This window comes from Mesorhizobium sp. ANAO-SY3R2 (assembly GCF_042466635.1).
Lineage (GTDB): Bacteria > Pseudomonadota > Alphaproteobacteria > Rhizobiales > Rhizobiaceae > Aminobacter.
Genome location: NZ_CP159955.1, coordinates 2,498,428 through 2,518,856 on the forward strand (window position 1 = coordinate 2,498,428; position 20,429 = coordinate 2,518,856).

Below are 20,429 nucleotides of genomic sequence, written 5' to 3' on the forward strand. Positions count from 1 at the left end.
CCCGCTCAGGAAATGACGCCGAGTTCACGGCCGACTTCGCCAAATGCGGCTACAGCGCGATCGATGTCGGCCAGCGAATGCGCCGCCGACATCTGCGTGCGGATACGCGCCTGGCCCTTGGGAACCACCGGGAACGAGAAGCCGATGACGTAGATGCCGCGCTTCAGCAACCGCGCCGCCATTTCCTGGGCGAGTGTTGCGTCGCCCAGCATGACGGGAATGATCGGATGGTCGGCGCCGGCCAGCGTAAAACCGAGCTTGCTCATGCCCGCGCGGAAGCGCTCGGCATTGGCATAGAGCCTTTCGCGCAAGGCACCGCCTTCGCCAATCAGGTCCAGCACCTTGATCGAGGCTCCGGCGATGCAAGGAGCGAGCGTGTTGGAGAACAGGTAGGGCCGCGAACGCTGGCGCAGCCAATCGACCACTTCGCGCTTGGCCGAAGTGTAGCCGCCCGAGGCGCCGCCCAGCGCCTTGCCGAGCGTGCCCGTAAGAATGTCGACCCGTCCTTCGACGCCGCAATGTTCTGATGTGCCGCGGCCATGGGCACCGACAAAGCCCACGGCATGGCTGTCGTCGACCATCACCATCGCACCGTATTTTTCGGCGAGGTCGCACACCCCTTGGAGATTGGCGATGATGCCGTCCATCGAGAACACGCCGTCGGTGGCGATGAGCTTGAAGCGGCTGCCTTCGGCCTTCTTCAGTTCTTCTTCGAGGGCTGCCATGTCGTTGTTGGCGTAGCGAAAGCGTTTTGCCTTGGACAGACGCACGCCGTCGATGATCGAGGCATGGTTTAGCGCATCCGAGATGATGGCGTCCTCCTCGGAAAGCAGCGTTTCGAACAGGCCGGCATTGGCGTCGAAGCAGGAGGAATAGAGGATCGTGTCTTCCATGCCGAGAAATGCCGACAGCTTGGCTTCCAGTTCCTTGTGCTCCTCCTGCGTGCCGCAAATGAAGCGCACCGAGGCCATGCCGTAGCCGTAGCGGTCGAGCGCCTGCTTGGCGGCCTCGCGCAAGTCGGGGCTGTCGGCGAGACCGAGATAGTTGTTGGCGCAGAAGTTGAGGACCTTGTCGCCGCCGACCTCGATCTTCGCCGACTGGGTCGAGGTGATGACACGCTCGGACTTGTAGAGGCCCGCAGACTTCAGCGCCTCGAGCTCCACAGACAGATGGGACAAAAATGCGTTGCTCATGGCCAGCTTGCCGCCCTGATTGAGTCCGGATCGGGCAAGTGTTGCCCCTCGCGACAAGAAAATCCATCGCTAATACGACGGATTGACGGCTTGAGGCCCTGGAGGCTGTCAATCGGGCAACGCGTCAGCGAAAAGCTCGGCAAGGCAGGAACGCGCGTTGCCGTTCGCCCGCAAGGATGAAAATTGTCGGCTGGACGGGCACGCCCCCGCACCCGCCCAGCCCGCCATCGACGCTATGGTAGCGGGGCGCCGATGACCTGTGTGTTGTTGTTCGCGCAGTTGTCGAAGATGCGATCGGTCGGGTCCGGCGCGCGCTCCGCTTTTGAAGGCACCGCAGCAGAGGGCGCGGGTAGGCTCATCTGCCGGACCACCTCCTCAAATTCGCTGCCCTGAGTGACGATCAGGCAGTTGGCGCCGTCGGGCGCGTCGATGGTGAATGTGTGCGTCATTCCCTTGGGTGCCAGGATTGTCTGGCCGGCATGGGCGCAAAAGACCTTGCCGTCGACACGAACGCGCACCGTGCCTTGCAGGACGTGAATGATCTCGTCTTCACTGAGAGTGACATGCACAGGTGTCGAGATATCCTGTGGCATCCGGCATTCAATGATGCTGATCTGGTCGCTTCCCGCGTTTGCCTCTACGCGGATCGTCATCAAATTGTGTCCAAACCAGAGTATCTGGCTGTCATTGGTCTGGGCGGTCACCGACGAACTCCTCCACCTGCGGCCCGGCGAAGCCGCCGGCTAAACCGGGAACTATCGTCGCCGTGTAACCGCTTGAAGTCGAGAAATAAGTGGCGTGTTTCAAGGCCATGAAACACTTCGCGCCAAAGACGAATTGCATTCGAAGAAATTAAACCAGAAATCGAAAGCAGCACGCAAACCGATACTGAGTGAATTTGGCTGAAATGAAACGGCGGCCGCAGGGGAACCACTGCGGCCGCCGAACAGATTTCTAGCTGCGTCCGATTGGACGCCGCCTCTTAGAAGAACGCCTGAATGCCGGTCTGGGCGCGTCCGAGGATCAGCGCATGGACGTCATGCGTGCCCTCGTAGGTGTTGACCGTCTCCAGGTTCTGCGCGTGGCGCATGACGTGGTAGCCGATCTGGATGCCGTTGCCGCCATGCATGTCGCGGGCCTGCCGCGCAATGTCGAGCGCCTTGCCGCAATTGTTGCGCTTGACGAGGCTGATCATCTCGGGTGCGAACTTGTGCTCGTCCATCAGGCGGCCGACGCGCAAGCTACCCTGCAGCCCAAGCGCGATCTCGGTCTGCATGTCGGCCAGCTTCTTCTGGTAGAGCTGGGTGCCGGCCAGCGGCTTGTTGAACTGCTTGCGGTCGAGACCGTACTGGCGGGCGCGGAACCAGCAATCCTCGGCAGCGCCCATGACGCCCCACGAGATGCCGTAGCGGGCACGGTTGAGGCAGCCGAACGGACCCTTCAGGCCCGAGACGTTCGGCAGCAGCGCGTCCTCGCCGACCTCGACGCCTTCCATCACCACTTCGCCCGTGATCGAGGCGCGCAGCGACAGCTTGCCGCCGATTTTCGGAGCCGAAAGCCCCTTCATGCCCTTTTCGAGCACGAAGCCACGGATCTGGTTGTCGTGGGCAGCCGATTTCGCCCAGATGACGAAGACGTCGGCGATCGGCGCGTTGGAGATCCACATCTTCGAGCCGGAAATCTTGTAGCCATTGGCCGTCTTCTCGGCGCGGGTCTTCATGCCGCCCGGATCAGAGCCGGCATCCGGCTCGGTCAGGCCGAAGCAGCCGATCCACTCGCCCGAGGCGAGCTTGGGCAGGTACTTTCGGCGCTGTTCTTCCGAGCCATATGCATAGATCGGGTACATCACCAGAGACGACTGCACGCTCATCATCGAGCGGTAGCCCGAATCTATGCGCTCGACCTCGCGGGCAACAAGGCCGTAGGTGACATAACCGGCGCCAAGGCCGCCGTACTCCTCGGGAATGGTGATGCCCAGAAGTCCCGCCTCGCCCATCTCGCGGAAGATCGCCGGGTCGGTCTTTTCCTCGAGATAAGCCTCCTCGACACGTGGCGCGAGCTTGTCGGCGGCAAATGCGGCCGCGCCGTCGCGGACCATGCGCTCGTCTTCGGTCAGCTGGTCTTCAATCAGGAAGGGATCGGCCCAGACAAAGCTGGCCGCCGGTTTGGATGTGCTCATGGTTCCTCCGGGAGATATGGATGAGTTGGGTGCATCCTAGACCGCCTCCGGCGTTTTCGCTAACAAGTAATCTCGCAAAGTTGATGCACAAATTCGATAAACTCGGAATCAAACCCAGCCATGCGCCGCGCCTATGTGCCTACGATTGCCGAACTTGAAGCGTTCCGCGCCTGCGCCCGATATGGGACGACAATTCGCGCCGCCGATCAGCTTGGCCTGACGCAAAGTTCGGTAAGCCGCTCGATCGGGCAACTGGAGGACCGGCTTGGGGTCGCCCTGTTCCACCGCATTCGCCAACGCCTGGCACTGTCGGACGCCGGCCGACGGTTCGCGCGCGACGTGGACACGGTGCTCGACGGCCTGCATGAGGCCACGGTCCGAACCATGGCCTTTGGCGGCCAGTCCGATGTACTCAGCCTCGCGGTGCTCCCCACCTTCGCCGACCGCTGGCTCATTCCGCGACTGGCGAATTTTCATGCCGCAGCCCCCGACGTCGCCATCGACCTCGCGGTGCGGCTGGAGCCGGTCGACCTCGAAACGGAAGCCTTCGACGCAGCGATCCAGCGCGGCCCGGTCGAGTCGGGCCAGCCCGGCCTGATGCGCCTGTTCGACGAGGAGCTTGTCGTTGTGGCAGCACCGCGACTGCTCGACGGCCGGGCATCGCTCGACGATGCCGAACTGGCCGCGCTGCCGCTGCTGCAGCAGTCGACGCGGCCGACGCTGTGGCTGCAATGGTTCCAGGCAGCGGGCATCGACCCGCGCACCACACTGCGCGGCCATCGCTTCGAACAATTCTCGATGGTCGTCGAAGCGGCGGTCGCCGGTCTCGGCGTGGCCCTGGTGCCGCAATTTCTCGTAGGGCCCGAACTCGACGCCGGCCGGCTGGTGACGGCGTCGGCGAACCGCATCGCGGGCGAATTTCCCTATCGGCTCGCCTTCCGCACCAACACCGAGGACCGCCCCGGCCTGCGCGAGTTCCTGCGCTGGATCGCAGCTGAGATATCGACTACCGGCCTCAAATCCTGAGGCCGAACCTGATCCCGTCATAGATGGCCGCATGGATGTTGCGCGACTGGACCGCATCGCCGATGCGCAGCAGCAGGAAGCAGCCATCCGGGTTCTTGACCGGAAAGATCTCGCCGCCATGGATGAGGCGCTCGTAGTCGACGGCTCCGCCGTTCTTCGACAAGGGCCTGAGCTCGAAATAGAGTTCATCGAGCGGCACAGTGCCGTGCTCGACCACGATCTGGTCGACACGGCGTTCCTCGCGCCAGCCCTTGGCAAAGTCGGACGACAACGTCGCGACCAGCTGGTTGCCCTCGCGCTTGACTGACGTGAGCCGCGTATTGATGGTGATCTTCACGCCCGACCGGTGGAACGCCTCCATGTAGGGCACGTGGTTCATGCCGCCGATCTCGGGCGCAAACAGCCGCTCGGGCGAGACAAGCTCGAGTTTCGAGCCAGCCTTGCCGATCAGTTCCGCAGCCGTCATGCCCTGATGGCCGCCATTTTCATCATAGAGCAGCACGTTTTCGGCCGGCTTGACGCTGCCGGCGATGATGTCCCAGCTCGACGTCACCAGGTCGTCGCCGGCGTCGAGCGGCGGGTTCTGCGGCACGCCGCCAGTAGCGATGACCACGGCATCTGGCTGAAGCGCCAGCACGTCATCCTTGCCGGCCCAGATGTCGTAGCGGATCTCGACGCCGAGGCGCTCCAGTTCGGCCAGTCGCCAATCGACGATGCCGATGAGCTCGCGCCGGCGTGGATTCTGCGCGGCAAGCCGCACCTGCCCGCCCGCCTGGCTCGCGGCTTCCAGCACGGTCACTTTGTGCCCGCGCTCGGCAATCACCCGTGCGGCCTCGAGGCCGGCGGCACCGGCCCCGACCACCACGACGTTGCGCAACGGCCCGTCGGAACGGGAAATCACATGCGGAATGGTGGCTTCGCGGCCAGTCGCGGCGTTGTGGATACAGAGCGCCCCGCCGCCCTCATAGATGCGATCGAGGCAGTAGGTCGCGCCGACGCACGGCCGGATCTGGTGCTCGCGCCCAGCCATCACCTTGGCGGTGATGTGCGGATCGGCGATGTGCGCGCGCGTCATGCCGACCATGTCCAGCTTGCCGGTGGCAATCGCATGGCGCGCTGTCGCGACATCGGAAATGCGGGCAGCGTGGAAGACCGGGAATTTCGTCGCCGCCCGGACCTCGCCGGCGAAATCGAGATGCGGCGAGGACGGCATGCCGTGGATAGGGATCACCCCGGTGAGTGCTGCGTCGGTGTCGATATGGCCGCGGATGATGTTGAGAAAGTCGAACCTTCCAGACGACGCCAGCCGCCGGGCGATCTCGACGCCCTCTTCCTTCGACAGGCCCTTGTCGAAATCTTCGTCCGCGACCATGCGGATGCCGACGATGAAGTCCGGGCCGACCGCCGCGCGCACCGCGTCGATCACACGCCAGGTAAAGCGCAGACGGTTGTCGAGCGAGCCGCCATAGTCGTCGGTGCGATGGTTGGTGGCCGGCGACCAAAAACCGTCAAGCAGGTGGCCGTAGGCCTCGAACTCGATGCCGTCGAGTCCTGCCGCCTGCATGCGCTGTGCGGCAGAGGCATAGTCGGCGACGATGCGCTCGAAGTCCCAGTCCTCGGCGGTCTTCGGAAACGTCCGGTGTGCCGCCTCGCGCACCGGCGAGGCGCTGAGCACCGGCAGCCAGTCGGCCTTGTTCCAGCTGGTGCGGCGGCCGAGATGGGTGAGCTGGATCATCACCTTGCAGTCGTGCTCGTGGCAGGCGCCGGCCAGCTCGGCGAGCCACGGCACGATGGCGTCGTCATAGGCGTGGAGATTGCCGAAGGCCGCCGGGCTGTCGCGCGACACGATAGCCGAGCCCGCCGTCATCGTCAGCGCCATGCCGCCTTTGGCCTTTTCGGCATGGTAGAGCCGGTAGCGCTCCTTGGGCATGCCGTCTTCGGAATAGGCCGGCTCGTGGCTGGTCGACATGACGCGGTTCTTGAGCGTCAGGTGCTTGAGCCGGTAGGGCTGGAGAAGCGGATCGTTGCTGGTCATTGCCTTCCTGCATGATCAAGCGCTAATAGACGACACCAAAGTCCAACGCCGGCGCCTTCCTCGACTGTCGCCCGCCTTCGCGCCGGCGCAATGAGCCAGGGACGACCCAAGAGCTGCCCAATGACTGCCACCGATACCCTCACCCAGCTCGGCGCCAAGGTCGCAACGCCCGCCTCGCCGGAAACTGCCGTGCTCGAAACCGTGCCCTACACGCGCCCCGACGGGCCGCCCGCGATCGTGCGCTTCATCTGCCCGGAATTCACCTCGCTGTGCCCGGTCACCGGCCAGCCCGACTTCGCCCACATCGTCATCGACTACGCCCCCGACAACCTGCTGGTCGAATCCAAGTCGCTCAAGCTGTTCATGGTGTCGTTCCGCAACCACGGCGCCTTCCACGAGGATTGCACGGTCATGATCGGCCGCCGCGTGGTCGAGGCGACCAGGCCGCTGTGGCTGCGCGTCGCCGGCTACTGGTACCCGCGCGGCGGCATCCCGATCGACGTGTTCTGGCAGACCGGCACCCCGCCCGAGGGCGCATGGCTGCCCGACACAGGCGTGGCCCCCTATCGCGGGCGGGGGTGAGCCCCCACAGGGTCGCCTCAATACCACGCATCGTCCATCGACGCCTTCTTGCGCACCATGAAATCCCTGAGCGCCTCGTCGATACCGGGATCGAGTGGCGGCGCCTCGTATTCGGCCAGCATCGTCTTCCAGCGCTTGTTGGCGCGGGACGCCGCATCGACCGAGCCCGCGGCTTCCCATTTTTCAAAAGGTTCGTTGTCGGCGACGCCCGAATCCCAGAACGCCGTCTCGTAATTGGCCATGGTGTGGGCGCAGCCGAAGAAATGGTTGCCCGGCCCGACTTCGCGAAAGGCATCGAGCGCCAGCTGGTTGTCGTCGAGCCTGACACCGTCGAGATAGGTGTGCAGCGCTCCGCAGAAATCGGCGTCCATGACGAACTTCTCATAGGACATGGCCAAGAGCCCGTCGAGAAAGCCGGCCGAATGGAGGATAAAATTGGCGCCGCACTGCACGGCCGCCAGCATCGACATGGTACCTTCGTTCATCGCCTGGGCGTCGGGCAGCTTCGAGGTGGTGAAATTGCCCGAGCAGCGCAGTGGCAGGTTCAATCGGCGTGCCAACTGCCCGATCACCATCGAACCGATCGCCGGCTCCGGCGTGCCGAAGGTCGGCGAGCCGGAACGCAGCGACATCGACGACAAGAAGTTGCCGAAGATCACCGGCGCGCCGGGCCGTTCGAGCTGGGTCAGCGCGCAGCCGGCCATGGTCTCGGCCAGCGACTGGGCAATCGCCCCGGCATTGGTCACCGGCCCCATGGCGCCGCCGAGGATGAACGGCACCACCACCGCCGCCTGGTTGGCGCGGGCATAAGCGCGCAGCGCCAGCGTCATCGTACCGTCCCAGACCAGCGGCGAGTTGACGTTGACGTTACCGAGGATGACGCAATTATCGTCGACGAACTGTTCGCCGAAGACGATGCGGGCCATGTCGATAGAATCCTCGGCCCGGCTCTCCGAGGTCACCGAGCCCATGAAGCCGCGGTCGGAATAGCGGATATGGCTGTAGACCATGTCGAGGTGGCGCTTGTTGACCGGCACGTCGACCGGCTCGCAGATGGTGCCGCCGGAATGGTGCAGCCAGGGCGAGGACTGCGCCAGCTTCACGAAATTGCGGAAATCCTCGATCGTGCCATAGCGGCGACCCTTGTCGAGATCCATGACAAAGGGCGAGCCGTAGGCCGGCGAAAAAACCACGCTGTTGCCGCCGATGACCACGGAGCGTTCAGGGTTGCGGGCATGCTGGGTGAATTGGGCGGGCGCGGTCTTCAGCAACTCGCGCAGCATGCCGGGATCGAACTTGACCAGCACGCCCTCGACCTTGGCGCCCGCCCGCTTCCAGAGATCGAGCGCTGCCGGATCGTCGCGGAACTCGATGCCGATCTCGGCAAGGATGCGGTCGGCAGTCTGCTCGATGCGGGCGAGGTTTTCCTCCGACAAGATGTCGTAGGTCGGAATGTTTCTGAGGATGTAGGGCCGTCCAAGCCCGTCCTGCCCATGCGCACGCTGCTCGCGGCGCGCGTTGCGGCCGCCACGTTCACGGCGTCTGGCGGGCTCCCCCTGGGCTTCGGCAGTCGGCGTTTGCATGAACGATAATCTCCTCTTTCGTTCAAGCCTAGCGCCGCAGCGACGCCGCGCAAAGCTGCCCAAACGCCCTGCGATGCCGTTTTCGTCCCGGCGGCGCAGCGCCGGCCGTCGTTCGCATCTGACCGTCACCTTTTCCCATGGCTCCCGAACCGAATCCGGCTAGAATGGCCGCATGCCCATTCGCCAGCTTTCCGAAACGATGATCAACCAGATCGCCGCCGGCGAGGTCGTCGAACGACCAGCCAGCGTGGTCAAGGAACTGGTCGAGAACGCGCTCGACGCCGGCGCCTCGCGCATCGAGGTCGCCACCGCCGGTGGCGGGCTAGGCCTGATCCGCGTCGTTGACGATGGGTCGGGCATGCCGGAAGCCGAACTGGAGCTGGCGATTTTACGCCATTGCACCTCCAAGCTTGCCGACGACATCCACGACATCCGTTCGCTCGGCTTCCGCGGCGAAGCGCTTCCGTCCATCGGCTCGGTGTCGAGGCTCGCCATCCGCTCGCGCACAAGGACGGCCGACAGCGGCGCCGAGATTTCGGTCGAGGGCGGCCGCATCTCCGCCGTCCGCCCGGCACCTTCCAATCGCGGCACGTCGGTCGAGGTGCGCGACCTGTTCTTCGCCACCCCTGCCCGGCTCAAATTCATGAAGACCGAGCGCGCCGAGGCGACCGCTATCGCCGATGTGCTCAAGCGCATCGCGATTGCCTTCCCGGCCGTTCGTTTCACGCTGTCGGGCACCGACCGCTCGACGCTCGAGCTTGCCGCAGCAAGCGACGACGCCGACGGAAGGCTTGCCCGCATCGCGCAGGTGATGGGGTCGGACTTTCCGGACAATTCGATATCAGTCGAGGCGGTGCGCGAGGGCGTGCGGCTCGACGGGCACGTCTCGATCCCGTCCTACACCCGCGCCAACGCGCTGCAGCAATATGCCTATGTCAACGGCCGGCCGGTGCGCGACAAGCTGATCGCTTCGGCCATTCGCGGCGCCTATGCCGACGTCCTGCCGCGCGACCGCCATGCCGTCACGGTGCTGTTTTTGACGCTCGACCCGGCCTATGTAGACGTCAACGTGCACCCGGCCAAGGCCGATGTGCGCTTCCGCGATCCGGGCCTCGTGCGCGGGCTGATCGTGGGTGCGGTGCGCCAGGCGCTCGCCGGCGCCGGCATCCGCCCGGCGACCACAGGCGCGCAGGCGATGATGAGCGCCTTTCGACCCGGCGCTCCCAGCTATGGGCACCCCGGCCCCGCCGGCGGCCACCGTAGCTTCAATCCAGAGTTCCGAGCCTCGCCTTCGGCGGGCTTCGGGGCCGATTTCCGCGCAGCGCCCACGGCCCCATTCGACGCCGCGCGCTCGCCGTATAGGCCGCTCGACACCGGCTTTGCCGAGCAGCAGCAAGCGAGCTTCGACACCGGCCCTCTGCACAGCGCCGACGCCCGCGCCGGGCTGGCGGAGGTGGCCGAGGCGCTGCTGCAGACCGAATTGGGCGCGGCGCGCGCCCAGGTCCACGAGAACTACATCGTCGCCCAGACGCGGGATTCGCTCGTCATCGTCGACCAGCATGCCGCCCATGAGCGGCTGGTCTACGAAGCACTGAAGAACGCGCTGCATTCCCGGCCGGTGGCAGCACAGATGCTGCTGATGCCCGAAATCGTCGACCTGCCGGAAGAAGACGCCGAGCGGCTGGCGCTGCATTCCGAAACACTCAGTCGCTTCGGCCTCGGCATCGAACGCTTCGGGCCGGGTGCTGTCGCCGTGCGCGAGACACCGGCGATGCTGGGCGAAACCGACGTCTCCCAACTTGTGCGTGATCTCGCCGACGAGATCGCCGACAGCGACACCTCCGACACGCTGAAGGAACGGCTCGACGCCATTGCCGCCACCATGGCCTGCCATGGCTCGGTGCGTTCGGGGCGCCGGCTGCGGCCGGAAGAGATGAACGCGCTGCTCAGGCAGATGGAGGCGACGCCGGGCTCGGGCACCTGCAATCACGGCCGGCCGACCTATATTGAGCTGAAACTCGCCGATATCGAACGGCTGTTCGGGCGGCGCTAACTTGACCTGTCAGGCGATTTGTGGCCGTAAGGGCCCAGCAACGAAGTTGAGCACAAACCGATGATGAACCGTTTCGAAGGCCCCGGCGCACGCGAAGCCCGCATCCGCTATCTCGATGGCGACTTCCAGGTAACCAGCCCCGGCTCGTTCGTGCGTTGCGCGGTAACCTCAGAGTCCATCCCGCTGGACGAGCTCAAATATTGGAGCGTCGCCCGCCAGGAAGCCTATCGCGACGCCGCGGTTTCGCTGGACCGCGAGCTCGAAATGAACCCGGATCTGCGCAAGCGGCGCTAGTGCATGACCCCGAAAATCGGAATCGATTTTCGGAAAGGATCATGCACAAACACAAATTCAAAATGTTACAGCGTCCTTTGCGCGTCCAAAAGGACGCGCGGCGCTGTAAAAGAGAGGCTTCAGCCTCCGTTCTTCCTGCGCCGCCAGGCTTCCAGCGTATCGTCGATGATGCGCTGAGCCGAATGTTCGATGTCGAACGCCACATCGATCTCCATCACATTGAGACTTTCCAGGAACTCGGGCGAGGCTGCGCCGTGGCGCAAACGTGCCGCGTCCTTCGATGTCGTCACCAATTCCAGTTCGCCGGCACGGGCCACAGCGACGAGATCGTCCAGTTCGTCAGGCAGATAGAAATGGTGGTCGGGGAAGGAATGCGCCAGCACCACAGTGCCGCCGGCCTTGCTCAATGTGTCGAAGAATTTTTCCGGGTGACCGATCCCGGCAAAGGCCAGGAAGCGGCGCCCCTGAAAGCGCTTCTTGGAGCGCGGACGTGCCACGGCGGCAAAGATCGGTTTGCCGGCGCGGGCCGCCCGGCGCACCACTGCATCGGCCATGTCCCCCTCGCCCATCTTGAGCACGGCGTCGGCATACATCAGTTGATCGGCCAGCCGCGCCCGCATCGGCCCGCCAGGTATGACATGGCCATTGCCTAGGCCGAAGCGCGCATCGACCACCACCAACGCATAGTCGATGTGGATGCGCGCGCTCTGGAAGCCGTCGTCCATGATGAGGAAATTGCAGCCGCGCTCGATCAGCATGCGCGCGCCGACCGCGCGATTGGCCGAGACCGCTACCGGTGCATGCTCGGCCAGCAGCAGCGGTTCGTCACCGACATGCTTGGCGCTGTCGTGATGGGCATCCACGATATGCGGCACCGCAAAGCTGCCGCCGTGGCCGCGGGACAGGAAGCCCGGCACCAGTTGCATGCGCTTGGCCTGCTTGGCGAGCGCGATCGCAATCGGGGTCTTGCCGGTGCCGCCAACGGTGAAATTGCCGACGCAAAGCACCGGCGCGTTCATCTTCTCGCGCCGGGCCTTCTTCATGCGCCGGCCGGCCACAAGGGCGTACAGCGTCGACGCCGGATAGAGCGCGAAAGAGCGCCAATCCGGCTTTTCCCACCAGAACGGAGGCGCTTCGCTTGCCAGGGTTACCTCCCGCCAGCGCCCCTGAGGCGCGACTGCACGATAAGGGGATGAATGAAGGGTTCGAGCGACTTCAGCGTGCGGGCGAGCGCCCCACGCATCTCCTCGACCGTCAAGGCGCCGGCTGCCATCATGTCGTGGCGGGCGATCTCGTTGCCGAGCAGGAAATTGACCGCGCCGGCGAGCATGTCGCGGTCGCGCACGATTTTGGCGCCGCCGCGGTCGATCAGACGCTGATAGGTATCGCGGAAATTCTGCACATTGCGACCGGCGAGAATGGCCGTATCGAGCATCGCCGGCTCGAGCGGGTTCTGGCCGCCCTGCGATGTCATCGAACGACCGACAAAGGCGATTTCCGTCAAGCGAAGATAGAGCCCCATCTCGCCGATCGTGTCACCCAGCAGAATGTCGGTGTCCGGCATTATGCGGTCGCCGGTGCTGCGCTGGGCCACCTTCAGGCCCATTGCGGTCAGTTCCGTCATCAAGGTGGCCGCACGATCGGGATGGCGCGGCACGATGATGGTGAGCAGATCGCGGTGACGGTTGCGGAGCATCGCGTGCACTTCTGCTGCCATGACCTCCTCGCCGTCATGGGTCGAAACCGCAGCCCAGGTCTTGCGCCGGCCGATCTGGCGCTGGACCATGTGCAGCGCGCGCTCGTCGACCGGCGGCGGCGCAGTGTCGACCTTCAGGTTGCCCGAGACAGTGACAGGCCGCGCACCAAGGGCGCGGAACCTCTCGCCGTCGACATCCGATTGCGCAACGACATGGGCCATGTTCTCGAACAGCGCTTCGGCGATGTTGGCGCGCTTCTTCCACGACTTGAACGAGCGATCGGACAGCCGCCCGTTGACCAGGATCTGGGGCACGCGCCGCGAACCGAGTTCGAGGATGGTCATCGGCCAGATCTCGGATTCGGCGATGATCGCGAGATCGGGATGCCAATGATCGAGGAAGCGGCTCACCGCCGGCTTCAGGTCGAGCGGCACATACTGGTGAATGATGCGGTTGCCGAGACGCTCCTCGGCGACCTGCGCCGAAGTCACCGTCCCGGTGGTCAGCACGACATTGATGCCATAGGCCAGGATAGCCTCGATCAACGGCACCACGGCGATCGTTTCGCCGACGCTAGCGGCATGGAACCAGATCAACGGCCCTTCGGGGCGTTCGCGGCTCGGCACGCCATAGCGCTCGCGGCGGCGGTTGCGATCTTCCTTGCCCTTGGACGCGCGCCAGGCGACATAGCCGCCAACCATTGGATAGGCTGCAGCCCCGGCAAACCGATAGGCTTTCAGGATGGCACGGGCCCAGCGTTCGCTCATCGCTTGCCATCCACCAAAAGATAGGCCTGCTCGGTGGCATGGTTGATGGCAGCGGTGAGTTCCTGGCGCTTGCGCTCCATCTCGGCATCATCAGCGTCGGCGGGAACCTCGATCAACGGCGCCACGAAGACCGCACAGCGGCCGAAGGGCAGATTGATGGTCGTCTTGTCCCAACTGCTCTCCAGCACCTTGCGGCGGCTGGTGGCAATCGCCGCGGGCGCAATCGGGCGGCCGGACAAGCGAGCAAGGAGCACGATGCCCATGCCTGCGTCGCGGGGCTTGCCATGAGGAATATCGGCGATCATGCAGACGTTCTTGCCGGCATCGAGCGCCTTTTTGAGGGCAATGAGCGCTGTCGCACCACCCTTTTCGAGCTTGCTCTTGGTATCGCGCCCACCCGAACCCCGGACTGCTTCCATCCCGAACTTGTTGATGACAAGCGCATTCAGTTCAGCATCGGCGCTGCGCGACACCATCGCCACGAGGCCACGGTCGCTTGGGTAGATCGCTGGTGCCAGCAAATGCTGCCCATGCCAGAGGCCGACGATCAGCGGCTCGCTGTCGGCATAGGTGCCGCCGGCCAGTTCGAACGAACCTTTCGCATAAGGATTGGTCAGCTTGATGAAGCGCAAGGCGCCAGCAAACAGGCTGGCGATCGCACCCTTGGCGAAGCGCGACTTCGCCAGCGGCTCGCGGATGCGCTGCCAGAAAGCCTTCGGCGCCGATTTGGCGCGCTTTTTCTTCGTCGCGGGCCTTGCGGCCGGCGACGCCATGCGGGACCGCTCCATCAATTCTGACCGGGCGCCTTCGCGTCCGGCTCGAGCAGGCGATGCAGGTGAACGACGAAGTAGCGCATATGCGCGTTGTCGACACTCGCCTGCGCCTTCGACTTCCAAGCCAGTTCGGCCGACTTGTAGTCGGGATAGATGCCAACGATGTCGAGCGCATCAAGATCGCGGAACTCGGTACTGCCGAGCGACTTCAACTCGCCACCGAACACCAGATGCAAGAGTTGTTTACCGTCTTTGTCGGCCATCTGCTTCCTTGAGTCATCATATCAGGGGTCCGCTTGGTCTAGACCAAAGCGGGCCATTTTGGAACAGGTCCCGATGCGTTCAGCCGTCGGAACCGGCAATCACTGTGCCCATGGCATCGAAAAGCTCCCCGCTTCCCGCCATTAGCGCGCCATGGACGATCTTCTCGCCCGCAAAGGTCGGCACTCGTCCTTCACTGTCAAGCAGGCTGCCGCCCGCTTCGCGCAATATAAGCTCTGCTGCGGCAATGTCCCAGTCATGAGCATTCGGTTTCACGAAAGTCGCATCAAGCGTGCCTTTCGCAATCATCGCCACGCGATAGGCGAGCGATGGAATGTAAGACTCCCGATCGATGCGCCGCAGCCATTCATCAGGCAGTCGGTCAATCATCGGCTTGGGACCGGCGACGCGCAGGCGCTCACCTGCTCCACGAACCCTGATCGGCTCGCCGTTGAGAAAGGCACCTTCACCGGCGACGGCCCAATAGGTCTCATCGCGAGCAGGGCATTCGAGCACTCCGGCCAGCGAACCGCCATTCTCGACGATTGCAACGCTCACACACCACGCCGTCCTGCCGTCGACAAAGCCGCGCGTGCCGTCGATCGGATCGACGACGAATGTCCGACGCGCGCCAAGACGATCGCGATTGTCGGCGGTCTCCTCCGACAGCCAGCCATAGTCGGGACGGGCCTCAGTCAGCGTCTCGCGCAAATACTTGTCGGTGGCATAGTCGGCTTCGCTGACCGGCGAATTGCCGTCCTTGAACCAGACCTCCGGGCTGTTGCGGAAATAGCGCATGGCGATGCGCCCGGCCTCCACTGCCGCGGAACGCAGCAGTTCGAGGTCGGCACAAAGGTCGCGTCCGTCGGCTGTATCAATCCCCGGCAAGTGTCATGCCTTCGATCAGCAAAGTGGGGGCTGCCGTGCCATAGTTCCGGTCGAGGTCGGATGCCGGGACCATGCGCAGGAACATGTCCTTGAGGTTCGAGGCGATCGTCACCTCCGATACGGGCCAGGCGATCTCGCCGTTCTCGATCCAGAAGCCGGACGCACCGCGGCTATATTCGCCCGTCACCATGTCGACGCCCTGCCCGAACACTTCGGTGACGTAGAAACCGCGCTTCAGCGAACGGATCAGTTCCTCCGGCGACTTCTCGCCGGGCTCGATGGAGAAATTGGTCGAGGATGGCGACACCGATGAACCGCCGCGCACGCCGCGGCCATTGGTGGTGAGGCCAAGCTCGCGTGCCGCCGAGGTCGACAGGAACCAGTGATTGAGCACACCGTTTTCGACCATCTTCAGCGTTGCGCCCGCAACGCCCTCGCCGTCGAACGGCCGCGAAGCCTGGCCGCGCCGCTTCAGTGGCTCGTCGATCGCGGTGATTGCTGCAGACGCGACCTGCTTGCCCATCATGTCGCGCAGGAAACTGGTCTTGCGGGCAACCGAGGCGCCATTGATCGCGCCGGCAAGATGCCCGGCAATGCCGCGTGCGACGCGAGGGTCGAAGACCACATCAACCGGTCCCGTCGCTGCCTTGCGCGCATTGAGCCGCTTCACCGTGCGTTCGCCGGCCTTGCGGCCGATTTCTTCGGGCGCATCGAGATCGGCGAAATGCAGGCGCGAGGAATATTCGTAGTCTCGCTCCATCGCCGTGCCTTCACCGGCGATCACGCTGGTCGAGCGGGAGAATCGGGAGCCGACATAATGACCCAGGAAACCATGTGAGGTGGCGAGCACCAACCCACCCAGTCCGGCGGAGGCACCGCTGCCGGATGAATTGGTGACACCCTTGACGGCGAGCGCAGCCTCTTCGGCAGCAAGCGCATCTTCTTTCAGGCGCTCGGCCGAGACCACGGTTGCATCGAACAGATCGAGATCGGGCTGCGCCTTGGCCAGAAACGCCTGGTCCGCGAGCCCCTGGAACGGGTCTTCGGGTGACACTTTCGCCATTGCCACCGCGCGCTCGGCCAGGCTCCTTGCATCGGAGGCAGCGGTTGCCGAAACGCTAGCGACGCGCTGTCCAACGAAAACCCTGAGCGAAACATCCTCGCTTTCGGACGACTCCGTGCCCTCGACCTTGCCGAGGCGGACCGAAACACTGGTCGAGCGCCCGCGCACGGCAACCGCGTCGGCGGCATCGGCGCCTGCTTTCCTTGCCGCCTCGACGAGGCCCGCCACCCGGTCGGCCAGTTTTGCGGCGTCGTTGGTATCGTTCATTGGCATGTTCCGATTGCTTGCCGCCCGGTTGGTGGCGGCCTGTACCACCCATCTATTGTTCCCAACCCGCTTGTGCAATGGGCGGGTGCATGGTCAAACGGCCCCTCTTGAGCGCTTCGCCGCCAGAAACTTTGGGAAATCGACATGTCCAGTCAGGCTCAGGCGGCAGCGCCAGCGAAATTCACCGTCGGTTCGACGATGCGACACGTCATCGTGATGACCGCGACGGGTTCGGTCGGCCTGATCTCCATCTTCATCGTCGATGCACTCAACCTGTTCTACATTTCGCTGCTCGGCGTCGAGGAACTGGCCGCGGCGGTGGGATTTGCCTCGACGCTGCTGTTCTTCACCGTCTCGATCTCTATCGGCTTCACCATCGCCTGCGGCGCGCTCGTCGCCCGCTGCCTGGGCCGCGGCCAGCGGGAGGAAGCGGCGCGCATGGGCGGTGCCTCCATGGTTTTCATGGCGCTTGCGACCCTGTTGGTCACCGTCTTGACGTTTCCGTTCCTGCGGCCGCTTCTCGCGCTGCTCGGCGCCACGGGCCAAACGCTGGAACTGTCGACGCGATTCCTTCAGATCGTGCTGCCGTCCTTCCCCATCATGGCGCTCGGCATGTGCACGACCGGCATCCTGCGCGGGGTCGGCGATGCCCGCCGCGCCATGTATGTCACGCTGGGCAGCGGCATCGCCGCCGCGATCTTCGACCCGCTGTTCATCTTCGGCTTCAACCTCGGCCTCGACGGCGCTGCGATAGCGACAGTGCTGTCGCGCACCGTCATGCTCGTGATCGGCCTGCACGGGGCGCATGTGGTGCACAAGCTGATCAGGCTCCCAGACCTCGGCGGGTTGCGCGACGCCGTGCGGCCGTTCTTCGCCATCGGCCTGCCGGCGATGCTCACGCAGGTCGCCACGCCGGTTGGGAACGCATTCGTGACCATCGAGATTGCCGCCTATGGCGATCAGGCCGTTGCCGGCTGGGCTATCATCGGCCGCCTGGTTCCGGTGGCGTTCGGCGTGCTCTTTGCCCTGTCGGGCGCGGTCGGGCCGATCCTCGGCCAGAACTACGGTGCGCGCAAATTCGACCGCCTGACCACGACGATGCGCGACAGCCTTGTGTTCACCATCGGCTATGTGCTGGTCGTGTGGGCGCTCTTGGCAATCTTTGCCAACCCGATCGCCAGCGCGTTCGGCGCGGTGGGCGTGGCACGCGATCTGATCTTGTTCTTCTGCTGGTTTGCCGCGGGCAGCTTCCTGTTCAACGGCGCTATCTTCGTTTCGAGCGCAGCGTTCAACAATCTCGGCTATCCGACCTATTCGACGGTGTTCAACTGGGGCCGCTCGACGCTCGGCGTCATTCCCTTTGTGTGGGTCGGCGCACACTACTGGGGCGCCCTCGGCGTCATTGCCGGATGGGGCCTGGGCGCCGTGGTGTTCGGCGTCGTGTCGATGCTGGTGTGTTTCCGCGTCGTCAGGGAGATCGCCAGCAAGCCGACGCATCAGGGCGAGCCGATGCCAACGCCGCCGCCGGCGGCGAAGTCGCCCTTCTCCACCGGCAAGGCCTCGACTCTGCAGTGAGCGTCCGCCGAGCTACTGAAGTATCTCGTCCACCGCGCGCTTCAGCTCGTCCTTGATCGCCACCGTTTCGGCCATCACCTGGTCGATCTTGAGGAAGTCGAGCGCGCGGAAGCGTGACACAGGCGGGCGCAGGAAGATGTCCGGCTGGCTTTGCCCAAGCTTGTTGGCGATGATCGACTGCATCATCAACTGGCTCGCGCCGAACATCAGGTCGATCGAGTTCAAGCGCCTGCCGTCATTCTCGACCGGCGCGCCCACGACGTCTATGGCGATGGTGTAGTCGGCCAGCCCGTCTAGCAGGTCGAACGGCACCGGATTGTAGATGCCACCATCGATATAGAGCTTGTTGCCGCGCATCACCGGCTTGAACACGGCCGGAATGGCAGCCGAAGCCGCCAGCGCGGAGAAGAGCTCGCCGCTGTCGAACACTGCCGAGCTATGGCCGAAATAGTCGGTCGCCGTCACCTTGAGCGGCACCGCAAGCTCTTCGAAAGTTGCGGGCACCCCCTCCGGCAGAAACGCCTTCAGGATGCGCTCGACATTGAACTGCGTGACCCTGATGCCGCTCTCGACCATCTCCGAGAGCGTGCCGGGACGCGCCCGCCACATCCTGCTTGCGACTTCCGCTGGCCGTCCGAGCACGGATCGGCAGTGCTCGTGGATTTCCCGCCCGGACAGGCCGGCAGCCATGCCGGCCCCCATGATCGCACCGATGGACGAACCGGCGATCGCCACCGGCCTTACGCCAAGCTCATCCAGCGCCTCGATGACATGGATATGCGCCAACCCGCGCGCCCCGCCACCTCCCAGGGCAAGTGCGAAGGTTGGGCTCATCCGTTGACCGTACCCGCCAGCTTCGGGCCCAGGATCATCACGGCCGGTTCGACCGACAGCAGCTTGCGCGCGGCAGCCTTGACCTCGTCGAGCGTGACGGCGTTGATGAGGTCGACGCGCCGCTTCATGTAGTCGATGCCCAGCTTGTCGACCTGCAAATCCACCAGCGTACTGGCAATGGCGCTCGAAGAGTCGAGATTGTTGATGGCGTAGGCACCGATCATGTATTTCTTGGCCGCTTCCAGCTCGGCTGCGGTCGGCCCTTCCTCGGCCATCTTGCGAACGACATCGCGGATGACGCCCAGCGTCTCGGCCGCACGGTCCGAACGGGTCGCAGTGGAGATCATCATCGAAGACGAATTCTCCTGGTTGATCAGCGAAGAACTGACGTTGTAGGCCAGCCCGCGCTTCTCGCGCACTTCGTCGTACAGCCGCGACGAGAACGGGCCACCGCCGAGTATCTGGTCAACCAGCGCCGCTGCGAGGAAGTCGGGCGCTTCGCGCCGCACGCCGGGGTAGACGAGCTGCAGGGAGGTCTGGGGCAAATTATATTCGTTGTGAACGCTCTGGCCCAGCTTCGGATCGACACGTTCGACCGAACGCAATTGCGCCTTTTCCGGCAGGTCGCCGAATACCTGATCCAGCCGCTTCTTGAGGGTCTCGGCATCGATTGCCCCGACGACCGCGACGTGGAGGTTGTCTCGCGCAAAGTTGGCCCTGTGGAAAGCGCGCAGATCGTCGGCGCTAATGTTCGCCAGAGACTGCTCGGTTCCCGCGTCAGGCCTCGAATAGGGGTGGTCGCCATAGATCGCCGCAGCCCAGACATGGGCGGCCAGCGTCTCGGGATCGCGCTTGTTGGCGGCGATGCCGGCAACAACCTGCGAACGGATGCGATCGATCGGCTCCTGGTCGAAACGTGGCTTCTGGACCGCCAACGCCAGCAGTTCGAAAGCGTCGTCCTGCTGGTCGGCAAGCACGCGCATCGACCCGCTCACCGCGTCGTTGCTTTCGCGGAAGCCAATCTCAGCACCAGAATCGTCCAGCTTGGTCTGGAACGTGTCGCCATCGATGTCTCCGGCGCCCTCGTCGAACATGCCTGTCATCAGGTTGGCCAGTCCCTCCTTGCCGGCAGGGTCTTGCGCACTTCCGCCGGCGAACAGGAACTTGAACGCGACGATCGGAACCGAATAATCTTCGACCAACCAGGCGGTGATGCCCTTTTCGGACTTGACCTCCTGGATACGAACCTCGGCCCGCGCTGCCACGACGGGAGGCAGGACAAGGAAAGCAAGGGCCAGCATCAGCGTCGTCGCCGACGCGAATGGCCTGAAATGCACTGCAATAGACTTGGTCATCAGC

General features: G+C 64.3%; 18 protein-coding genes. 5 read left to right on the forward strand and 13 right to left on the reverse strand.

What is annotated here, in order from left to right; all coding sequences use genetic code 11:
• Positions 1-5: 5 nt before the first annotated feature.
• From ABSY17_RS17075 to ABSY17_RS17085, 3 genes are all read right to left on the reverse strand, one after another.
• Positions 6-1,193 carry a glycine C-acetyltransferase gene (locus ABSY17_RS17075; RefSeq protein WP_378943279.1) on the reverse strand — a complete coding sequence of 396 codons (1,188 nt, stop codon included), beginning with the start codon at positions 1,191-1,193 and terminating at the stop codon, positions 6-8.
• A gap of 233 nt (positions 1,194-1,426) precedes the next feature.
• Complete coding sequence (locus tag ABSY17_RS17080; RefSeq protein ID WP_378943281.1) at positions 1,427-1,897, reverse strand: cupin domain-containing protein; 471 nt, start codon at positions 1,895-1,897, stop codon at positions 1,427-1,429.
• A gap of 278 nt (positions 1,898-2,175) precedes the next feature.
• Complete coding sequence (locus ABSY17_RS17085; RefSeq protein ID WP_378943283.1) at positions 2,176-3,372, reverse strand: acyl-CoA dehydrogenase; 1,197 nt, start codon at positions 3,370-3,372, stop codon at positions 2,176-2,178.
• Between the two features lie 120 nt (positions 3,373-3,492).
• Between ABSY17_RS17085 and ABSY17_RS17090 the strand changes: the two genes are divergently transcribed.
• Entirely contained in the window at positions 3,493-4,398 is a 906-nt protein-coding gene (locus ABSY17_RS17090) for a LysR family transcriptional regulator (protein ID WP_378943285.1), read from the forward strand.
• Here ABSY17_RS17090 and ABSY17_RS17095 read toward each other — a convergent pair.
• Positions 4,388-6,433 carry an FAD-dependent oxidoreductase gene (locus ABSY17_RS17095; RefSeq protein ID WP_378943287.1) on the reverse strand — a complete coding sequence of 682 codons (2,046 nt, stop codon included), beginning with the start codon at positions 6,431-6,433 and terminating at the stop codon, positions 4,388-4,390. The two genes, ABSY17_RS17090 and ABSY17_RS17095, sit on opposite strands and share 11 nt — an antisense overlap.
• 120 nt (positions 6,434-6,553) lie before the next feature.
• Here ABSY17_RS17095 and queF point away from each other — a divergent pair, with 120 nt between their 5' ends.
• Positions 6,554-7,015, forward strand: a complete 462-nt coding sequence (gene queF / locus ABSY17_RS17100) for a preQ(1) synthase (RefSeq protein WP_378943289.1) — start codon at positions 6,554-6,556, stop codon at positions 7,013-7,015.
• Between the two features lie 17 nt (positions 7,016-7,032).
• Here the strand turns inward: queF and ABSY17_RS17105 are convergent, their stop codons facing one another.
• A complete protein-coding gene (locus ABSY17_RS17105) occupies positions 7,033-8,598 on the reverse strand; it encodes a trimethylamine methyltransferase family protein (protein ID WP_378943291.1) in 1,566 nt (521 codons plus the stop codon).
• Between the two features lie 172 nt (positions 8,599-8,770).
• On the opposite strand from ABSY17_RS17105, the gene mutL reads away from it, so the two are divergent.
• Positions 8,771-10,651 carry a DNA mismatch repair endonuclease MutL gene (mutL, locus tag ABSY17_RS17110; RefSeq protein WP_378943293.1) on the forward strand — a complete coding sequence of 627 codons (1,881 nt, stop codon included), beginning with the start codon at positions 8,771-8,773 and terminating at the stop codon, positions 10,649-10,651.
• Between the two features lie 60 nt (positions 10,652-10,711).
• Positions 10,712-10,945 (forward strand): DUF2093 domain-containing protein, encoded by a 234-nt coding sequence (locus ABSY17_RS17115; RefSeq protein WP_378943295.1) that lies wholly within the window; start codon positions 10,712-10,714, stop codon positions 10,943-10,945.
• A gap of 119 nt (positions 10,946-11,064) precedes the next feature.
• On the opposite strand, the gene lpxK is transcribed toward ABSY17_RS17115, so the two are convergent.
• From lpxK to ABSY17_RS17145, 6 genes are all read right to left on the reverse strand, one after another.
• Positions 11,065-12,090 (reverse strand): tetraacyldisaccharide 4'-kinase, encoded by a 1,026-nt coding sequence (gene lpxK, locus ABSY17_RS17120; RefSeq protein ID WP_378952801.1) that lies wholly within the window; start codon positions 12,088-12,090, stop codon positions 11,065-11,067.
• Positions 12,091-12,092: 2 nt separating this feature from the next.
• Complete coding sequence (waaA, locus tag ABSY17_RS17125) at positions 12,093-13,409, reverse strand: lipid IV(A) 3-deoxy-D-manno-octulosonic acid transferase (RefSeq protein ID WP_378943297.1); 1,317 nt, start codon at positions 13,407-13,409, stop codon at positions 12,093-12,095.
• Complete coding sequence (locus ABSY17_RS17130) at positions 13,406-14,197, reverse strand: lysophospholipid acyltransferase family protein (RefSeq protein ID WP_378943299.1); 792 nt, start codon at positions 14,195-14,197, stop codon at positions 13,406-13,408. The genes waaA and ABSY17_RS17130 overlap by 4 nt, the downstream gene beginning before the upstream one ends.
• Entirely contained in the window at positions 14,197-14,445 is a 249-nt protein-coding gene (locus ABSY17_RS17135; protein ID WP_378943301.1) for a DUF4170 domain-containing protein, read from the reverse strand. Before ABSY17_RS17135 ends, ABSY17_RS17130 begins: the two co-directional genes overlap by 1 nt.
• 79 nt (positions 14,446-14,524) lie before the next feature.
• Positions 14,525-15,331, reverse strand: a complete 807-nt coding sequence (locus ABSY17_RS17140; RefSeq protein ID WP_378943303.1) for a 3'(2'),5'-bisphosphate nucleotidase CysQ — start codon at positions 15,329-15,331, stop codon at positions 14,525-14,527.
• Entirely contained in the window at positions 15,318-16,661 is a 1,344-nt protein-coding gene (locus tag ABSY17_RS17145) for a TldD/PmbA family protein (protein WP_378943305.1), read from the reverse strand. The genes ABSY17_RS17140 and ABSY17_RS17145 overlap by 14 nt, the downstream gene beginning before the upstream one ends.
• A gap of 144 nt (positions 16,662-16,805) precedes the next feature.
• On the opposite strand from ABSY17_RS17145, the gene ABSY17_RS17150 reads away from it, so the two are divergent.
• Positions 16,806-18,236, forward strand: a complete 1,431-nt coding sequence (locus tag ABSY17_RS17150) for an MATE family efflux transporter (protein ID WP_378943307.1) — start codon at positions 16,806-16,808, stop codon at positions 18,234-18,236.
• 12 nt (positions 18,237-18,248) lie between these two features.
• Here the strand turns inward: ABSY17_RS17150 and ABSY17_RS17155 are convergent, their stop codons facing one another.
• The gene (locus ABSY17_RS17155; protein WP_378943309.1) at positions 18,249-19,070 is read right to left on the reverse strand and encodes a patatin-like phospholipase family protein; all 822 of its coding nucleotides are present in this window, start codon (positions 19,068-19,070) and stop codon (positions 18,249-18,251) included.
• Entirely contained in the window at positions 19,067-20,425 is a 1,359-nt protein-coding gene (locus ABSY17_RS17160) for a M16 family metallopeptidase (protein ID WP_378943311.1), read from the reverse strand. Before ABSY17_RS17160 ends, ABSY17_RS17155 begins: the two co-directional genes overlap by 4 nt.
• Between the last annotated feature and the right edge of the window lie 4 nt (positions 20,426-20,429).

Coding starts and splice junctions, on each gene's coding strand:
- ABSY17_RS17075 (WP_378943279.1), bottom strand. CDS start 1,193: ATGAGCAACGCATTTTTGTCCCATCTGTCTGTGGAGCTCGAGGCGCTG.
- ABSY17_RS17085 (WP_378943283.1), bottom strand. CDS start 3,372: ATGAGCACATCCAAACCGGCGGCCAGCTTTGTCTGGGCCGATCCCTTC.
- ABSY17_RS17090 (WP_378943285.1), top strand. CDS start 3,493: ATGCGCCGCGCCTATGTGCCTACGATTGCCGAACTTGAAGCGTTCCGC.
- ABSY17_RS17095 (WP_378943287.1), bottom strand. CDS start 6,433: ATGACCAGCAACGATCCGCTTCTCCAGCCCTACCGGCTCAAGCACCTG.
- queF (WP_378943289.1), top strand. CDS start 6,554: ATGACTGCCACCGATACCCTCACCCAGCTCGGCGCCAAGGTCGCAACG.
- ABSY17_RS17105 (WP_378943291.1), bottom strand. CDS start 8,598: ATGCAAACGCCGACTGCCGAAGCCCAGGGGGAGCCCGCCAGACGCCGT.
- mutL (WP_378943293.1), top strand. CDS start 8,771: ATGCCCATTCGCCAGCTTTCCGAAACGATGATCAACCAGATCGCCGCC.
- ABSY17_RS17115 (WP_378943295.1), top strand. CDS start 10,712: ATGATGAACCGTTTCGAAGGCCCCGGCGCACGCGAAGCCCGCATCCGC.
- waaA (WP_378943297.1), bottom strand. CDS start 13,409: ATGAGCGAACGCTGGGCCCGTGCCATCCTGAAAGCCTATCGGTTTGCC.
- ABSY17_RS17130 (WP_378943299.1), bottom strand. CDS start 14,197: ATGGAGCGGTCCCGCATGGCGTCGCCGGCCGCAAGGCCCGCGACGAAG.
- ABSY17_RS17135 (WP_378943301.1), bottom strand. CDS start 14,445: ATGGCCGACAAAGACGGTAAACAACTCTTGCATCTGGTGTTCGGTGGC.
- ABSY17_RS17145 (WP_378943305.1), bottom strand. CDS start 16,661: ATGAACGATACCAACGACGCCGCAAAACTGGCCGACCGGGTGGCGGGC.
- ABSY17_RS17150 (WP_378943307.1), top strand. CDS start 16,806: ATGTCCAGTCAGGCTCAGGCGGCAGCGCCAGCGAAATTCACCGTCGGT.
- ABSY17_RS17155 (WP_378943309.1), bottom strand. CDS start 19,070: ATGAGCCCAACCTTCGCACTTGCCCTGGGAGGTGGCGGGGCGCGCGGG.
- ABSY17_RS17160 (WP_378943311.1), bottom strand. CDS start 20,425: ATGACCAAGTCTATTGCAGTGCATTTCAGGCCATTCGCGTCGGCGACG.